Source organism: Paenibacillus taiwanensis DSM 18679 (genome assembly GCF_000425125.1).
Taxonomy (GTDB): Bacteria; Bacillota; Bacilli; order Paenibacillales; family Paenibacillaceae; genus Paenibacillus_B; species Paenibacillus_B taiwanensis.
Map to the genome: position 1 here is coordinate 1 of NZ_AULE01000006.1, position 13,296 is coordinate 13,296.

Annotated in this window: 14 protein-coding genes and 1 pseudogene; 12 read left to right on the forward strand and 3 right to left on the reverse strand. The window is 42.2% G+C overall.

The annotated features are described in order from the left end of the window. The 7 genes and pseudogenes from H509_RS23975 to H509_RS0102005 form a co-directional block, all read left to right on the forward strand. Positions 1 to 585, forward strand: a pseudogene (locus tag H509_RS23975) (hypothetical protein); the annotation flags it as partial. A gap of 17 nt (positions 586 to 602) precedes the next feature. Beyond that, the gene (locus H509_RS0101980) at positions 603 to 1,121 is read left to right on the forward strand and encodes an Imm42 family immunity protein (protein WP_028543599.1); all 519 of its coding nucleotides are present in this window, start codon (positions 603 to 605) and stop codon (positions 1,119 to 1,121) included. Positions 1,122 to 1,291: 170 nt separating this feature from the next. Then, positions 1,292 to 2,395, forward strand: a complete 1,104-nt coding sequence (locus H509_RS26565; protein ID WP_084159038.1) for a polymorphic toxin-type HINT domain-containing protein — start codon at positions 1,292 to 1,294, stop codon at positions 2,393 to 2,395. Positions 2,396 to 2,408: 13 nt separating this feature from the next. Beyond that, positions 2,409 to 2,702 (forward strand): hypothetical protein, encoded by a 294-nt coding sequence (locus H509_RS0101990; protein WP_211234297.1) that lies wholly within the window; start codon positions 2,409 to 2,411, stop codon positions 2,700 to 2,702. Positions 2,703 to 2,988: 286 nt separating this feature from the next. After that, positions 2,989 to 3,249: a CPCC family cysteine-rich protein gene (locus H509_RS0101995; protein ID WP_028543601.1), complete on the forward strand. Its 261-nt coding sequence runs from the start codon at positions 2,989 to 2,991 to the stop codon at positions 3,247 to 3,249. A 169-nt stretch (positions 3,250 to 3,418) separates the two neighbouring features. Then, a complete protein-coding gene (locus tag H509_RS23985; RefSeq protein ID WP_211234298.1) occupies positions 3,419 to 3,664 on the forward strand; it encodes a hypothetical protein in 246 nt (81 codons plus the stop codon). Between the two features lie 228 nt (positions 3,665 to 3,892). Beyond that, entirely contained in the window at positions 3,893 to 4,318 is a 426-nt protein-coding gene (locus tag H509_RS0102005) for a hypothetical protein (protein ID WP_028543602.1), read from the forward strand. 127 nt (positions 4,319 to 4,445) lie between these two features. Here H509_RS0102005 and H509_RS0102010 read toward each other — a convergent pair whose 3' ends face one another. Then, complete coding sequence (locus H509_RS0102010; protein WP_028543603.1) at positions 4,446 to 4,751, reverse strand: magnetosome magnetite crystal formation protein family; 306 nt, start codon at positions 4,749 to 4,751, stop codon at positions 4,446 to 4,448. 301 nt (positions 4,752 to 5,052) lie between these two features. Between H509_RS0102010 and H509_RS0102015 the strand changes: the two genes are divergently transcribed. The 4 genes from H509_RS0102015 to H509_RS0102030 all read left to right on the forward strand — a co-directional run bounded on the left by H509_RS0102015 (position 5,053) and on the right by H509_RS0102030 (position 10,261). Beyond that, a complete protein-coding gene (locus H509_RS0102015) occupies positions 5,053 to 7,431 on the forward strand; it encodes an EAL domain-containing protein (protein WP_245595969.1) in 2,379 nt (792 codons plus the stop codon). A 125-nt stretch (positions 7,432 to 7,556) separates the two neighbouring features. Beyond that, complete coding sequence (locus H509_RS0102020) at positions 7,557 to 8,384, forward strand: AAC(3) family N-acetyltransferase (protein WP_028543605.1); 828 nt, start codon at positions 7,557 to 7,559, stop codon at positions 8,382 to 8,384. Positions 8,385 to 8,574: 190 nt separating this feature from the next. Further along, positions 8,575 to 8,949 (forward strand): DUF2500 domain-containing protein, encoded by a 375-nt coding sequence (locus H509_RS0102025; RefSeq protein WP_084159039.1) that lies wholly within the window; start codon positions 8,575 to 8,577, stop codon positions 8,947 to 8,949. A 271-nt stretch (positions 8,950 to 9,220) separates the two neighbouring features. After that, positions 9,221 to 10,261: a glycoside hydrolase family 18 protein gene (locus tag H509_RS0102030; protein WP_028543607.1), complete on the forward strand. Its 1,041-nt coding sequence runs from the start codon at positions 9,221 to 9,223 to the stop codon at positions 10,259 to 10,261. Positions 10,262 to 10,479: 218 nt separating this feature from the next. Here H509_RS0102030 and H509_RS0102035 read toward each other — a convergent pair whose 3' ends face one another. Both H509_RS0102035 and H509_RS23990 read right to left on the reverse strand, forming a co-directional pair. Then, the gene (locus H509_RS0102035; RefSeq protein ID WP_028543608.1) at positions 10,480 to 11,346 is read right to left on the reverse strand and encodes a YitT family protein; all 867 of its coding nucleotides are present in this window, start codon (positions 11,344 to 11,346) and stop codon (positions 10,480 to 10,482) included. Between the two features lie 144 nt (positions 11,347 to 11,490). After that, positions 11,491 to 12,360 carry an alpha/beta fold hydrolase gene (locus H509_RS23990; RefSeq protein ID WP_051286761.1) on the reverse strand — a complete coding sequence of 290 codons (870 nt, stop codon included), beginning with the start codon at positions 12,358 to 12,360 and terminating at the stop codon, positions 11,491 to 11,493. 541 nt (positions 12,361 to 12,901) lie between these two features. Here H509_RS23990 and H509_RS28115 point away from each other — a divergent pair. Beyond that, on the forward strand, positions 12,902 to 13,296 hold a 395-nt coding region (locus H509_RS28115; protein ID WP_028543609.1), incomplete at its 3' end, for an alpha-helical endospore appendage domain-containing protein.

Here is a 13,296-nt window from a genome sequence, read left to right on the forward strand (position 1 = left end):
AAAGAAGCAACGAAGGTATATAATTTTAGAGTACAGGGATACCACAATTACTTTGTAACGGACTTGCGAATCTGGACGCACAACTGCGGCGGAGGTAAATCAACTCCTCCACCATCTATTACAACTTATAGTAATGGCGGTGGGGCAAGTGCTGGTCGGAATAACAATCTTCTACCAAAAGTAAGTATTCCGCCACCAGGTGCTCAGAGTCTTATAAGGGATCAATTTAATTCCTTTAATGCCTACAAGGGTAAGGGAAGTGCCACTGAATCACCTGCATTGAAAGGTAGTCCTTATCATCCTGATTCAATTGCTAAACGAATAAAACCTGAGTATAGAGCTAACCCTGCCCATAACAAGGGAAGTTCATCATTTAACCCTAAAAAGACACCAGAACCTTCGGATGCTCAATCGGTTTATAAGACCTCAGTTCGTGGTGATATGAAAACATGGTATGGCGTGGGTAAGGATGGGCAAATTTACAGATATTTCGATGACAATGCAGGAGGAGTTCACTTTAGTGGTGCTGTATCAAAAGAATCTGTGCCGAAGAACGTACTTAATCAATTGGGAGTTAGGAAGTAGCGATGGAGGGATAATATATGATTGTAGGGAATCGTTCACTTTTTGCTGTGGAGTTTGAACTTGACCAAGAGCACGGGGGTATTTGGTTATTTGGTAAAATGTGTTATTGGATAAGGGGTCGCCGTATAGGCAATTATGAATTGGGAACTTCACTCCGCGACGTATTATTTTCGATGGATACTTTAGTTCAAGATAATGGTAATAGAAAACATATAGAACTATTTGGACTTAATAGAAGTGATTTGTTTTTAAGACTGGATGGGGCGTTATTTGGATATGAAACATCAAAGTATGATGATAAAGCTGTACTAGAAACTTGGGCACGGTTTAATATTGTTTTACCTGTAGACATTTTTGATGGTTGGAAGATATATCTTGTGGATAATATGGAAGTCTCAAGAATATTATTTAAGAACATTAATGAAATGGAAATACAAGAAGAAGAGTTTGGAATAGGCCTGTTCGATGAAGTAATATTTAGCACCCACCAGAAACTAACCATTCTTTACAACAATGCAATTAAATCTCATAGTTAATTTATCTTCGTACATTAGAAGCCTTGGTGGTTTTTCCATTCAAGGTTTCTTTTTTGTAGGAGTTAGCCAGTGTTGAATGAACTCATCAGTAAATTTTTTTCATCTTATCTATGTACTGCCACTACATATGGGACATATCGTTGTGATGCAAAACAACGGTACCAAATGTTTTGGGATATGCAGGAGAGTATTGGGACTTGGTATCAGACCTGCAATACTTACGAGCGCGCTGGTATGACCCAAGCATGGGTCGTTTTATAAGCGAGGATAAAAATCAGGGCAAGATCGAAGAGCCAGATACGCTGAATCGGTATACGTATGTGGAGAACAACCCGTTAAATGGTGTGGACCCAACGGGAGAACATCGGTTGGAGTGTGCATTTCAATGTTTTTCTGCAGGAACCCAGATTCAAACAGATGAGGGCTTAAAGGCCATTGAGGATATCCAAGTTGGTGACAAGGTACTGGCGAAGAGCGAGGAAACAGGTGAGACGGCATATAAAGCCGTGGAAGAAACCTTTAATCGCACAGCCGCTGAAGTGTATATCGTCGAAGTGAAACAAGAAAAGATCACGACGACAGAAGAGCATCCATTCTGGATAGAAGGAAAAGGATGGGTGGAAGCTGGAGAACTGTCAGTAGGCGATAAGCTGGTAGATCGGGATGGTCAGGAGTACCCGATTGAAGCCATTACGGTACGAAAAGAACCAACGAAGGTATATAATTTTAGAGTACAGGGATACCACAATTACTTTGTGACGGACTTGCGGATCTGGACGCACAACTGCGGCGGAGGCAGAGCAATTGCTTCTACAACATCCAGCACCATTTATAGCAGTCCTGGAAGTATAAGCCGAGGCAGCAATTTGGCTGTGAAGAATGTGAGTATTCCAGAGGCTTATAAACAGCAGTTACTAAAGGACCCGTTTAATTCTTTTAAAGCATTTAAGGGGACGGGAAATCCTCTCTCCACTCAACGAGTCGGGCAGTGGATGTCGAAAACGGAGTATAATGAGTTTATAAAGACAGGATTAATTCCAAGAACGAATGTATTGACCAAGGGAAAAGAAGGTTATGAAAAACAAGCTAATAAAGGTGATGTTTATGTTGAATTTAATATGGACTCTTCATTACTTATGGTAAAGGACTCTCAATTAGGTTGGTCATTAGTAAAGTCAAAGAATCAAATGCAAATTAAACTGGCGGAAAAGAAAGGCCAACCTCTTCTCGACCCTATTGGGCACGATATTAAAATTGTTGGTACTAAAAATTAGAATATGGAAGTGAATGAAGATGCTAGATTCAGTTCAATTGCATGTTAGGAAATTAGTTCAAGATTTGGATAATGGAATTGTGATCGAAAGTGAAGTGATGTACGGGAATAGCAAATTAGAATACGCTTTGTCTAAAGATGAGTATATGGCCTCAGTTTCTATATTATCAGACTACACTTATGATTATTTTACTGTAGAAATTGAAAGTGAAGATGTGCTGATAATAAAAACTGAGCGATATTCAGATCTTGATCGTTTATTAGCACAGTTAAAAGAGGATATATACAGCTTCTCGGTATTAAAGTAATTTTTTACCTTGGTTGTTATTCAAGGTTTCTTATTTTTATAAATATACTTAAATCTAAATATCTGAATGGTGCAAGAAATTTTCTTGAAAAATCTCCAACTTCAACAAAACAATCTTTTACTTCACAAGGAGGTACATATTTTAGATATGATACAGCCACTAATGAGTTTGGGATAATAAACCAGTACGGCGGGATTTCAACTTATTATAAACCAATAGACGGACTTAAATATTGGAATGAGCAAAAACTACTATATGCTCCGAAGTAAGAGAGGTAGTGTGAAAAATGAAGAGACTACAGTGTCTTTGTTGTGGCAATTTCACTATTGAAAGCGAAGATGAGGTTGTTGTAGATATTTGTGATGTATGTTTTTGGCAGTTTGATGCTGTGGCCCATGCTATGCCTGATATAAACATAGGAGCAAACCATATTTCATTGAATCAAGCAAGAGAGAATTATAAACAGTTCGGTGTTTGCAAGCTTCAATACAAGAACATGGTTAGAGAACCGTTAGTAGAAGAATTGCCAAAAAATAATTTAGAATGATTAACTTATGAACCTATATTTGGCTCAGTGCCCCTATAAGCTTTCTTTTTCGGTGTGTGGTCACTTATTGGCGAATGAATTCCTTATACAGCGAATAACTCACCAAATTCAAGAGGTGCTGTTACAAGATTTATGCTTTCTATACTAAATAAGAAAAGGAGGTATCATCATGGATGGACTAAAATTATTCTTTCTTGAAGATCCAGAATTTGCTGATCATGAAGCGATTAGTAAAGGATACAGAAATGATGTTTTTGTTAATGTATCAAAGAATCTATACAACGTTAGAGTTTATGATATTGTAAGATTACAGCAGGATTTTGAGACAGAGGTACAGGAATATGGATACTACTCTATTGAAACCAATTTAATCTTGGTGAAAGAAGTAAGCAATGAACATTCTTCTATACAATAGAGGTGAGATTTGTTCAAGCATATAAATTAATCGAGCAAGGGTATTGTTTGTGTAGCGGTGTAGAAGATTCCACTTACGTCATCAACTGAATCATATCGAACCTATCTTGTATTCATGCCCCTTTACACGAACTCCACAAATTTAAGGCAGGACAAATTGATCTAGCGGCGAAGAAGAAATAAAGAAGTATATATGCTGTACTACTACATATGAAGGGAAGCACCCTCTATGATGACGAGAACATTGCGAGCTGTCCTGTCATTTGTGCTGCTGTTTGTTCTGATCGCACAGCCAGCGCTGGCGGCTCCTAAGCAAACAAAGGTAGAAGTGACATTTGTGAGTGCGGAATTGGTGGAAAATGATCATGTCGGCAACGAGTGGGCAACCGGCGCATCCGTTAACGGCAAGACGATCAAGGAAGGCGAAAGCCTTGTTCTGGCGGTGAAGGCAAATGGTTCAATTTCTTTAAAAGCTAACGCTGAGGAGCAGGATAAATATCCAGATAAAGGAACGACGAGCCAATCGGTCAAAGTATCATCTATTACGGCAAAAGCTTCAGAGAAGGTATTAAATGTGACGGTGACGGAAAACCGTGGCAGGTATTCGGGCAACAAGGCCAAGTGGAAATTTATTTTCTCTGTCAAAACCAAATAACACAACAACACGATCACCAATAACAAAATCCCCTCTGTATTCGCAATAGCTGCGATACGAAGGGGATTGTTTTGTTGTATGCCTTGATTAGCAGCATCAGGTTACTCTTCTCCTAACAAGTATCCCATTACAGCCGGTAATAAGTATCTTGAAGCACTTTAATTCCCATTACAATGTTCCAGATAAACAGAATCAAGCTTAGCAGGAGCATAAACAAAATAAAAAATAAACTGAAATGAAACTGCCCCGTAAAGAACGACAAGATTGCTAGAACAACGCAGCCTACAGGTGCGATATGAGAGAGCAGAGCTCTGCTGGCATGTCGTTTCACATAAGGGTCATTGGTGACGATAAGCAAGATAAGGGGGCATAAAAATCCGGCAAAAAATATACTGAAATAGCTAAGTGAAGCTAATAGGTTACGAGTTTCCATCGCATGAACGCTCCTTTAATCAAGATATACCACAATACGTTGAGAGGAGCACTTTCGTTTCCTCTTAAAGGTAAAAGTGACGGTAATGTAAGTTTAAGCTGCCTGTTTTTTTTGGGCCTAAAGTAAGGGGGTCTAACTTCCTTGCTTATGCACATGTAAACATGAAGGTATATGACTATTGTAACAATAGCTAATGCTTGATATATTGAAAATTAGCTACCAGTAAAGGCAGGTGAGATTAGTGGAGCACATTCATGGTACTTACAATAGTTACTTAGTGCTTTTATCCTACTTAATCGCAGTGACAGCATCTTATTCTGCATTGGATTTGGCGGGCAGAATTAATACGACTAAAGGAATACGCCGTATGTCGTGGCTTATTTTGGGCGCTACGTCAATGGGACTAGGTATATGGTCCATGCACTTTGTCGGAATGCTGGCCATGTCCCTTCCGATACCGATATCATACGATATGGAATATGTGGTTTTATCCGTGATACTTGCTATATTTGTATCCAGCATCGCCTTGCTTACGGTTACACGCCGCACTTTGGGGATAAAGGAGCTAGTGGCATCAGGTGTGCTTATGGCGGCAGGGATCTCAGGCATGCATTATGTGGGTATGGCTGCCATGCTGATAGGTATTAATTATGATCATCTGCTAGTCCTCCTGTCGATTGGCATTGCAGCTACCGCTTCGGCACTGGCTCTGTGGCTGCTGTTTTATTTTCGCAAGGATCAATCCCGTCATGCGGTATGGTATAAGCTAGGTAGTGCGCTTATTATGGGAGCAGGCATTGCCGGAATGCATTACACGGGGATGTACGCCGCCCATTTCCATCTGGGCGACAATATGAGTTATCGTTCAGGGCTAGAGATTGAACCTAACAAATTGGGATACATGATTACGATAGCCACCTTATTTCTACTTGGCATGACGGTATTTGGCGTCTTTATTACGAAGCGATTGTCTCAGAAAGATTCAGTTATACAGGAACATGCGGGGTGGTATAGGTCATTGTATCACAACAATGCGGACGGCATCATTTCCGTGGATACGAATGGACTTATTATGAGCGTGAATCCGGCTGTTACCCGAATTATCGGGGTACCCGCAGAAGGTTACATCCACCAACACGTGTCTGCTTTTCAAATTAATGTTACGGAAGAACTGCGAGCACTGACGCAGGAGCGGTATCATCAGTCATTTAATATGGAAACAAGCAGCTATGATACGACAATCGTCCATCCAGACGGCACCAAGGTAGAGTTAAATATTGTGAATATTCCTGTTGAAATCGAAGGAAATGTCATTGGCAATCATATAATTGCACGTGATGTGACTGAAGAGAAGCTTGCTAAGGGACAGATAGAGCACCTTGCCTATCATGATGAGCTGACAGGGCTGCCGAATCGGCGCATGCTCAATGAATTATTAACAAAAGCGATGACGGATAATGAGTTCAGCGCTATACAATTTGCTGTTATCGCACTGGATATTGATCGCTTTAAGATGATTAATGACTCGCTTGGCCATACATACGGGGATATTTTTCTGCAGGCAGTAAGTGATCGCATACAGGCTTGTGTAGCAGGTGTTGATGCAGTGGTGTCACGTCTCGGTGGGGATGAGTTTATCATTATATGTCGCAGCTCTATGGATGATACGGTGTACGCTGCATTAGCGGAGCGGATCGTTGAGGCGATGCGTCAGCCGTTTTCCTTAAAGGATAACGATTTTTACATATCGACTAGTATAGGCATAGCGTTGTTCCCTCAGGATAGTCAAGATCCTGTTGAGCTTCTTAAACAGGCTGATGCAGCCATGTACCAAGTGAAAAAGAACGGCAAGAACGGCTATCAATTTTATACTTCGGATCTGGATGTGGAATTATTAGGACGTATCGAACTGGAGGCTGACTTGCGTAAGGCTGTGAAGCGAAATGAATTAGTGGTGTTCTACCAGCCTCAAGTTAGTACGATGGATAATCGGATGGTGGGCGTAGAGGCGCTTGTAAGGTGGAATCATCCGACACGAGGCGTGCTCATGCCAGGTACTTTTATTCCTCTGGCGGAAGAGACGGGACTTATATACGAGATCGGCAACTGGGTTATGTACGAAGCTTGTCGCCAAATGCGAGCATGGCATGATGCAGGTGGACCTCTAATTCCGGTATCTGTTAACTTGTCTACACAGCAGTTCCACCATACTGATTTGCTGGAGCAAGTCGAGCGTGTGTTGTCTGAAACAGGCCTTGCAGCGCAGTATTTGGAGTTAGAGATAACGGAAAGCATGATGATGGATGCAACGGTTTCTACGACGATTTTGCTGGCGCTAAATAAGCTGGGCATACGTATTAGCCTAGATGACTTTGGTACAGGTTACAGTTCCTTGAGTTATTTAAAAATTTTCCCGATCCATAAGTTAAAAATTGACCGCTCCTTTATTACGGACATTTCCAGCAACGAAAATGATAAAGCAATTGTGGCTACAATCATTGCTATGGCTCAGCATCTCAAGTTGGATGTTGTTGCAGAGGGAATTGAGACGAAGGACCAGTTGGATATTTTGATGGAGAATGATTGTCGTGAAATTCAAGGCTATTACTTTAGCAAGCCGTTGTCAGCTGAAGAAGTGGAACGGGCGTTTTTTGTACCCCTGCGGGGAAGTGCCGTTTAATGTCCTCTTATAAGGGTGATATAGGTTCTATGCTGATGTTCTTAACACGGAGTATACTAGGCTGACGTTGTGGTTAGGGATAAGTTTGGGTGGATTCATACATATACATTAAAGGTGTGATTGGGTTGCAAGAAATACAAGGTGATTTATTTACGGTGTCTACGTTGCGGGCAGATTTTGAAGCGCTTGGTGTGAAACCGGGGATGGCACTGATGCTGCATTCTTCCATGAAATCCTTAGGGGGCTGGGTAGCAGGCGGGTCTGTCGCTGTCATTTCAGCGTTAGAGGAAGTGCTGACACCTCAAGGTACATTAGTGATGCCTACGCACACTCCTGATTTATCTGATCCCTCTATATGGAAATGCCCTCCTGTCAAACCATCATGGTGGGAGCCTATTATGGAATCGATGCCTGCGTTTGACGTTGACTTGACCCCTTGTCCGGATATGGGGGTCATTCCTGACAATTTCAGAAAACAAAAAGGTGCTCGACGTAGTCAGCATCCGCAAGTTTCCTTCGCCGCTTGGGGATATCACCGGGATTATATCGTTTCCGAGCATAGTCTGGAACATAGTCTGGGCGAAGAATCGCCATTAGCAAGACTGTATGATTTAAACGGTTGGGTACTACTGCTCGGAGTAGGTCACGACCACAACACCTCTTTGCACTTGGCGGAGTATCGCGCCAACTATCCCAACAAGCAAATGACGGAGAACAAAGCGCCCATCATTTTGAATGATGAGCGGCGCTGGGTGGCGTACGCTGATCTTGATTTTGATTCAGACGATTTTGAGCAGATAGGGTCAGAGTTTGAAAATGAGACTGAAAGTGCTCGTAGAGGTCGTATCGGAAACGCAACTGCACTGCTAATGCCAGTTAAGGAACTAGTGGACTATGGCGTTCAGTGGATGGAGAGGCATAGAGGCACAGCGGCAACAGACTGTGGCGTGTAAGACGAAATTAGATATGGCTAGTATGGTAAAGCCCTTTGTGTCAGAGGGCTTTTTTATTTTGAAGACAACTACCATTTAATGGTGAATGAGTGAGCGAAGCGTTAGGAGCTGCATTTTTTATGGAAATATCGAAACAATGGACATATAATGAAATAAAGGAATATTTTTATGGAATAATAGGAGGTTGGAAATGGGACCTGAGTCTGAATTTTTCTCGAATTTTTTTCTTGAACTGCCTTGGTTTTTTAAATTGTTTGGTGGGATCGTGATCATTATGATCGCCAGTGTAATATTCAGGGGAATCAGAACTTGGTCAGCTAACAACGCAGCTGAACAAATAACTCAGAGCTGCAAAGTAATCGATAAGCGATCTAATGTTTGGGGAGGTTCTGGTGATTCTCAAACGAGCACCCAATATTATGTTACGTTTGAATTTGAAGATCAATCACGTCTGGAATTGCCTGTTAGTGGGGAGCAGTATGGATTGACCGTTGTTGGGGATCGAGGAAATCTTACTTATCAGGGAACGAGATTTAAATCATTTAGTAGAGTATTAGAAGGTTAAGTGAAGCTTGTCGTGATAACAGTCCAAATAGCACGATAATTCAATGAGGGTTCTGTTTCAAGTACAATATTTTATAAAATAGACGCTTTGATCACCCTCATTGGTTTCATTAGTGGGTTCTATTTGTTCTAGGATGATGGTATAATGACCGTGCATATGATGAGGAGGGATTTCATTCCTATAATGAGTTATCGGTATCCCTACTTTTGCAAAGGCTTTCATCTATCTACAGCATGGCCCTACATCTATTTGGAAATGAGGGATTCAGAGCATGAGCAACACCAAGTTGATCTTGGCCGGTTATGCCGGCGATTCTGTGCTTCCGCAAATAACTGCGGAGGATGCTGCAAAGCTGACCCATTTAAACGTCGCTTTTGGACATGTCAAGGATGATCGGATCACCATCGATCATGTAGTGAATTTATCCGCCTTGCACGTGTTAAAAGAGTACAATGCAAAGCTGCAAATTTTGTTATCGGTTGGCGGCTGGAGTGCCGGCGGCTTCTCGGAAGCCGCTTCTACACCAGAAGGCAGACGCTTGTTTGCGGAATCTGCGTTAGAAGTGCTGGAAGCTGCCCCATTTGACGGTATCGATCTGGATTGGGAATATCCGTGCTACGCGGAGGCGGGCATTACAGCAAGTCCAGCAGACAAGCAGAACTTCACGCTGCTGCTTAAAGAGCTGCGTCAGGCATTGGATGCGAAGGGCAAGGTTGATGGTCGTCACTATTTGTTAACGATTGCAGCCGGGGCGGATCAGTATTATATCGATGGTACGGAAATGGACGCAATTCATCCTTATTTGGATTTTATCCAATTGATGACGTATGACATGCGGGGCGGCTTCCAGACGTTAACGGGACATCATACAAATTTATATAGTTCTACGGGTGATTTATTCCGAATCAGTGTAGATGCTTCTGTTCAATTGTTTGTTTCAGCAGGAGTCCCGCGTCATAAAATTGTGATTGGTGCAGCCTTTTACTCCAGGATGTGGAACAACGTTCCAGATACAAATCACGGTTATTTACAAATGGCAGGCTCTTCTGGTGGGTATGGCCCTGATTATACGAAGCTGGTGTCGGAGTATATCAATATGAACGGGTATACAAGATATTGGGATGATGAAGCAAAAGCACCTTATTTATATAATGGCAGCAGCTTTATTACTTACGATGATCCAGAGTCATTAGCTCATAAATGTGAATATATTAAAGCGAACGGCATTGCGGGTATTATGTTCTGGGAGTACAGCTGCGATCATACGCATACACTGCTGGAGGCAATGCATAAGGCTTACGGTGCCTCTTAACGGCCAATATGCTCGAACCATTTCGTCGCACGCAAGTATGTCTTGCTGTGTGCACTAGCCCCACTAAGCGGCTGACATAAATAATCCCCTGATCAAAATTACGGAGTCACTTCGGGCAAAAGCCGACGGTGAGCTGTAATTGTTCAGGGGATTATGTACATTAGAGCTGTGAACGATGCCAAGTTAAACTGATGATGGTCGCATTTTAATTAGACGAGCTAGTGAATATTGTTCTTTTGGAAATTGCCGCCTAGCACATCTGACACGCTTTCAATCGCAATAAATGCTTTATCGTCGATTTCATGGACGATCGCTTTCAGCTTAGCAAGCTCCAGACGTGTAACGACACAATAAATGATTTGAGTGTCTTCTTTGCTGTAGCCGCCTCTGCCATATAGGAACGTTGTGCTGCGTCCAAGGCGATCCTGGATCGCTTCTGATACTTCTTCATACTCGGAGGAAATGATCGTCACAGACTTCGATTCATTCAAACCTTCGACCACTATATCCATGACCTTAGATGCAATATAGAAAGTGAAGATCGAGTACATGGCTGAATCCCAACCAAAGACAAAACCTGCGATAATAAAAATGAACACGTTAATGAATAAAATAATTTGTCCTACAGGGACGCGTGTTTTTTTAGAAACGAGTATAGCTACGATTTCGGTTCCGTCAAGCGAGCCGCCAAAGCGAAGCACAAGACCGACACCAAGACCTAGAATTAGGCCTCCGAACAGCACCGCTAATATTTTCTCATTCGTAAACGCCTCTGCGTGATGCAGCCAAAATGTCGTTGCTGACATGACGATAATGCCATAAAGCGTAGAGAAGGCAAACGTTTTGCCAATCTGCTTATATCCGATAATAAGAAACGGAAGATTAATGAGGAAAATAAAAATCCCGAGTGGAAGTGCCGTTAATTTGGAGATAACGATGGATATACCTGTAATGCCCCCGTCAATGACGTCATTTGGCACGAGGAACAATTCAAGTGCGACCCCCATCAATATAGCTCCGGCAGTAATAAAAATAAAACGCTTCAAATAGTCTAATACGGTTAATTTCCGATGTGTTCTAGCCATGTAAAGAGTCCCTTCTGTTGTAGATATGTACAATTGTGAATCATCCAAAAGTATGTTTATGATACCATTTCCGTATTTCGATCACAAACAAACTTTAAATCTTTGTGAATGGGCAAGGAAAATAAGGTGCAGCTAGCAGTCCGTTTAGTATGGTTGAACGATGTTATTTTGATGTTTACATAAAAAGGATTGAATGAGTGAAGCTACCTTATCAGGCGCCTGCTCATCTGGACCGTTATGGCCACATTGCACCGTATGGTGTTGAGCCTTCGGTAAGGTAACCAGTAATGATGTAACGGCATGACCCATGTAAAGGGGGCTTTGGGTGCCAGATATTAATAGGGTGCTTGCGGTGATGCTGCTGTAATTGTCAAGTGTAGAATCTAGCCGCTGTACTTCTTTTAATTCCGGCAAAATGGTAGGCAGCAAGCTCAGCGTGTGGTTCCATTGGTCAGGCAGGCGGACCGACATCGCATGGAGTGCTGACTGAACTAAATGTAACGGCAGGTGCTGGGTGCTCTCATCCAAGCCCAGACCTGTAAGAAAATGAATAAAGGCATCTATGTTCCTGCCCTCCTCCATCGCTTGCTCGAACTTTGGCAGCCAATTACATGGGATGGATTGTGCTATAGATACGGCAGGCTCGTACACAATAAGCTCGGTCACGTCGTACACCACGGCAGTTTCCAGTGCAACCAGACCACCGTAGCTATGTCCAACTAAAATAGTTGAGCCGGTGTGCTGAAGCACTGCGCTAACGTCTGCTACTTCCTTCTTCATAGCATAATCAGCCCCTTGAGGACCGCTGGCTGCGCGACCGCGTCGGTCCATGAGGTGCACGGTATACATGGAAGCAAGTTCACCCGCTAGCTTTTTATACTGATACGCACTCCGACACGTACCGTGAAGAATGACAATGCCTGGTCCACTTCCTGTTGATGTGTAGCTAATCCATGTTCCATCTGCTGATTGAAGTCGGGAAGATGTATATGCAGCCTCGGGATTAAATGACATTCTATTGTTCCTCCTTGTTTACGGCGATTATCCGTGACTTGTTCCTTTATTATGTAGATAAATGAGTCTAATGATGTCAGCAGCAATATCGTACACGAAATAATCAGATTCGAAAATAGTGGTTTGCAATGGCTAGATTGGCCTCATAGCTTGTTAATGGAAGGAGCGACAAGTTTGAAGGGAATCCTTGTAATTACATAGTAGAAGAAATTTTATAGAATGTACTGCCTTGGCATTTTATGATGTGTGAATCTTGTAGGACAGTGGTTGTAGATAGTATGTAGGGTATGCCTATGTAGTGAATAATGGATCGTACAGGAGCGTTTAACAACTACAGCATAATTCGAGGGCAATGGTATAGGATCTATATCGATTTAACATAATCAGCATGTTGTTAGAGTGCTTTATGTCTATGATTCTAATGTCATGCTCATCTAGGTATATATGGATTTTCCTTTCAGAAAAGCACCTGTTCATATTTTCTTAAATATGTTTTACTGCATAAACTCAATAATCAATTTATACCCTGAGGAGGATCACAATGTCCCAAGCGAATATTCCGAATATTACACCGAACATTACGGTCTCAAGAAACGATGCATTAAATTTGATTTTATCTTCAATAGCCATCGAAGAGTTGGGGTTAGGGCATGTTATTAACGCTGAAGCTGAAAAGATTCAATATGCTGTGGGGACGTTGCCAGGTTTATCAGTTCCTGCCACGATTAGTGACCTGTTAGCTATTGACGCAAGTGTAAAAAGCACGTTGCAGGAAACAATCAAAAAAGAGATGCTGTTGGCCTCAAAATTAGAAACCATATTAACCGCACCATCACTTACAGGTCCAACAGGATCAACAGGTGCGACTGGACCTGCTGGTGGTCCAACAGGCCCAGCAGGGGCGACAGGAGCCACGGGAGCGGCAGGAGCAGCAGG

Excerpts from the sequence above, each read along its gene's own strand:
- H509_RS0101980 (WP_028543599.1), top strand. The coding sequence starts at position 603 with ATGATTGTAGGGAATCGTTCACTTTTTGCTGTGGAGTTTGAACTTGAC.
- H509_RS0101990 (WP_211234297.1), top strand. The coding sequence starts at position 2,409 with ATGAAGATGCTAGATTCAGTTCAATTGCATGTTAGGAAATTAGTTCAA.
- H509_RS0102005 (WP_028543602.1), top strand. The coding sequence starts at position 3,893 with ATGATGACGAGAACATTGCGAGCTGTCCTGTCATTTGTGCTGCTGTTT.
- H509_RS0102025 (WP_084159039.1), top strand. The coding sequence starts at position 8,575 with ATGGGACCTGAGTCTGAATTTTTCTCGAATTTTTTTCTTGAACTGCCT.
- H509_RS23985 (WP_211234298.1), top strand. The coding sequence starts at position 3,419 with ATGGATGGACTAAAATTATTCTTTCTTGAAGATCCAGAATTTGCTGAT.
- H509_RS0102010 (WP_028543603.1), bottom strand. The coding sequence starts at position 4,751 with ATGGAAACTCGTAACCTATTAGCTTCACTTAGCTATTTCAGTATATTT.
- H509_RS0101995 (WP_028543601.1), top strand. The coding sequence starts at position 2,989 with ATGAAGAGACTACAGTGTCTTTGTTGTGGCAATTTCACTATTGAAAGC.
- H509_RS0102030 (WP_028543607.1), top strand. The coding sequence starts at position 9,221 with ATGAGCAACACCAAGTTGATCTTGGCCGGTTATGCCGGCGATTCTGTG.
- H509_RS0102035 (WP_028543608.1), bottom strand. The coding sequence starts at position 11,346 with ATGGCTAGAACACATCGGAAATTAACCGTATTAGACTATTTGAAGCGT.
- H509_RS23990 (WP_051286761.1), bottom strand. The coding sequence starts at position 12,360 with ATGTCATTTAATCCCGAGGCTGCATATACATCTTCCCGACTTCAATCA.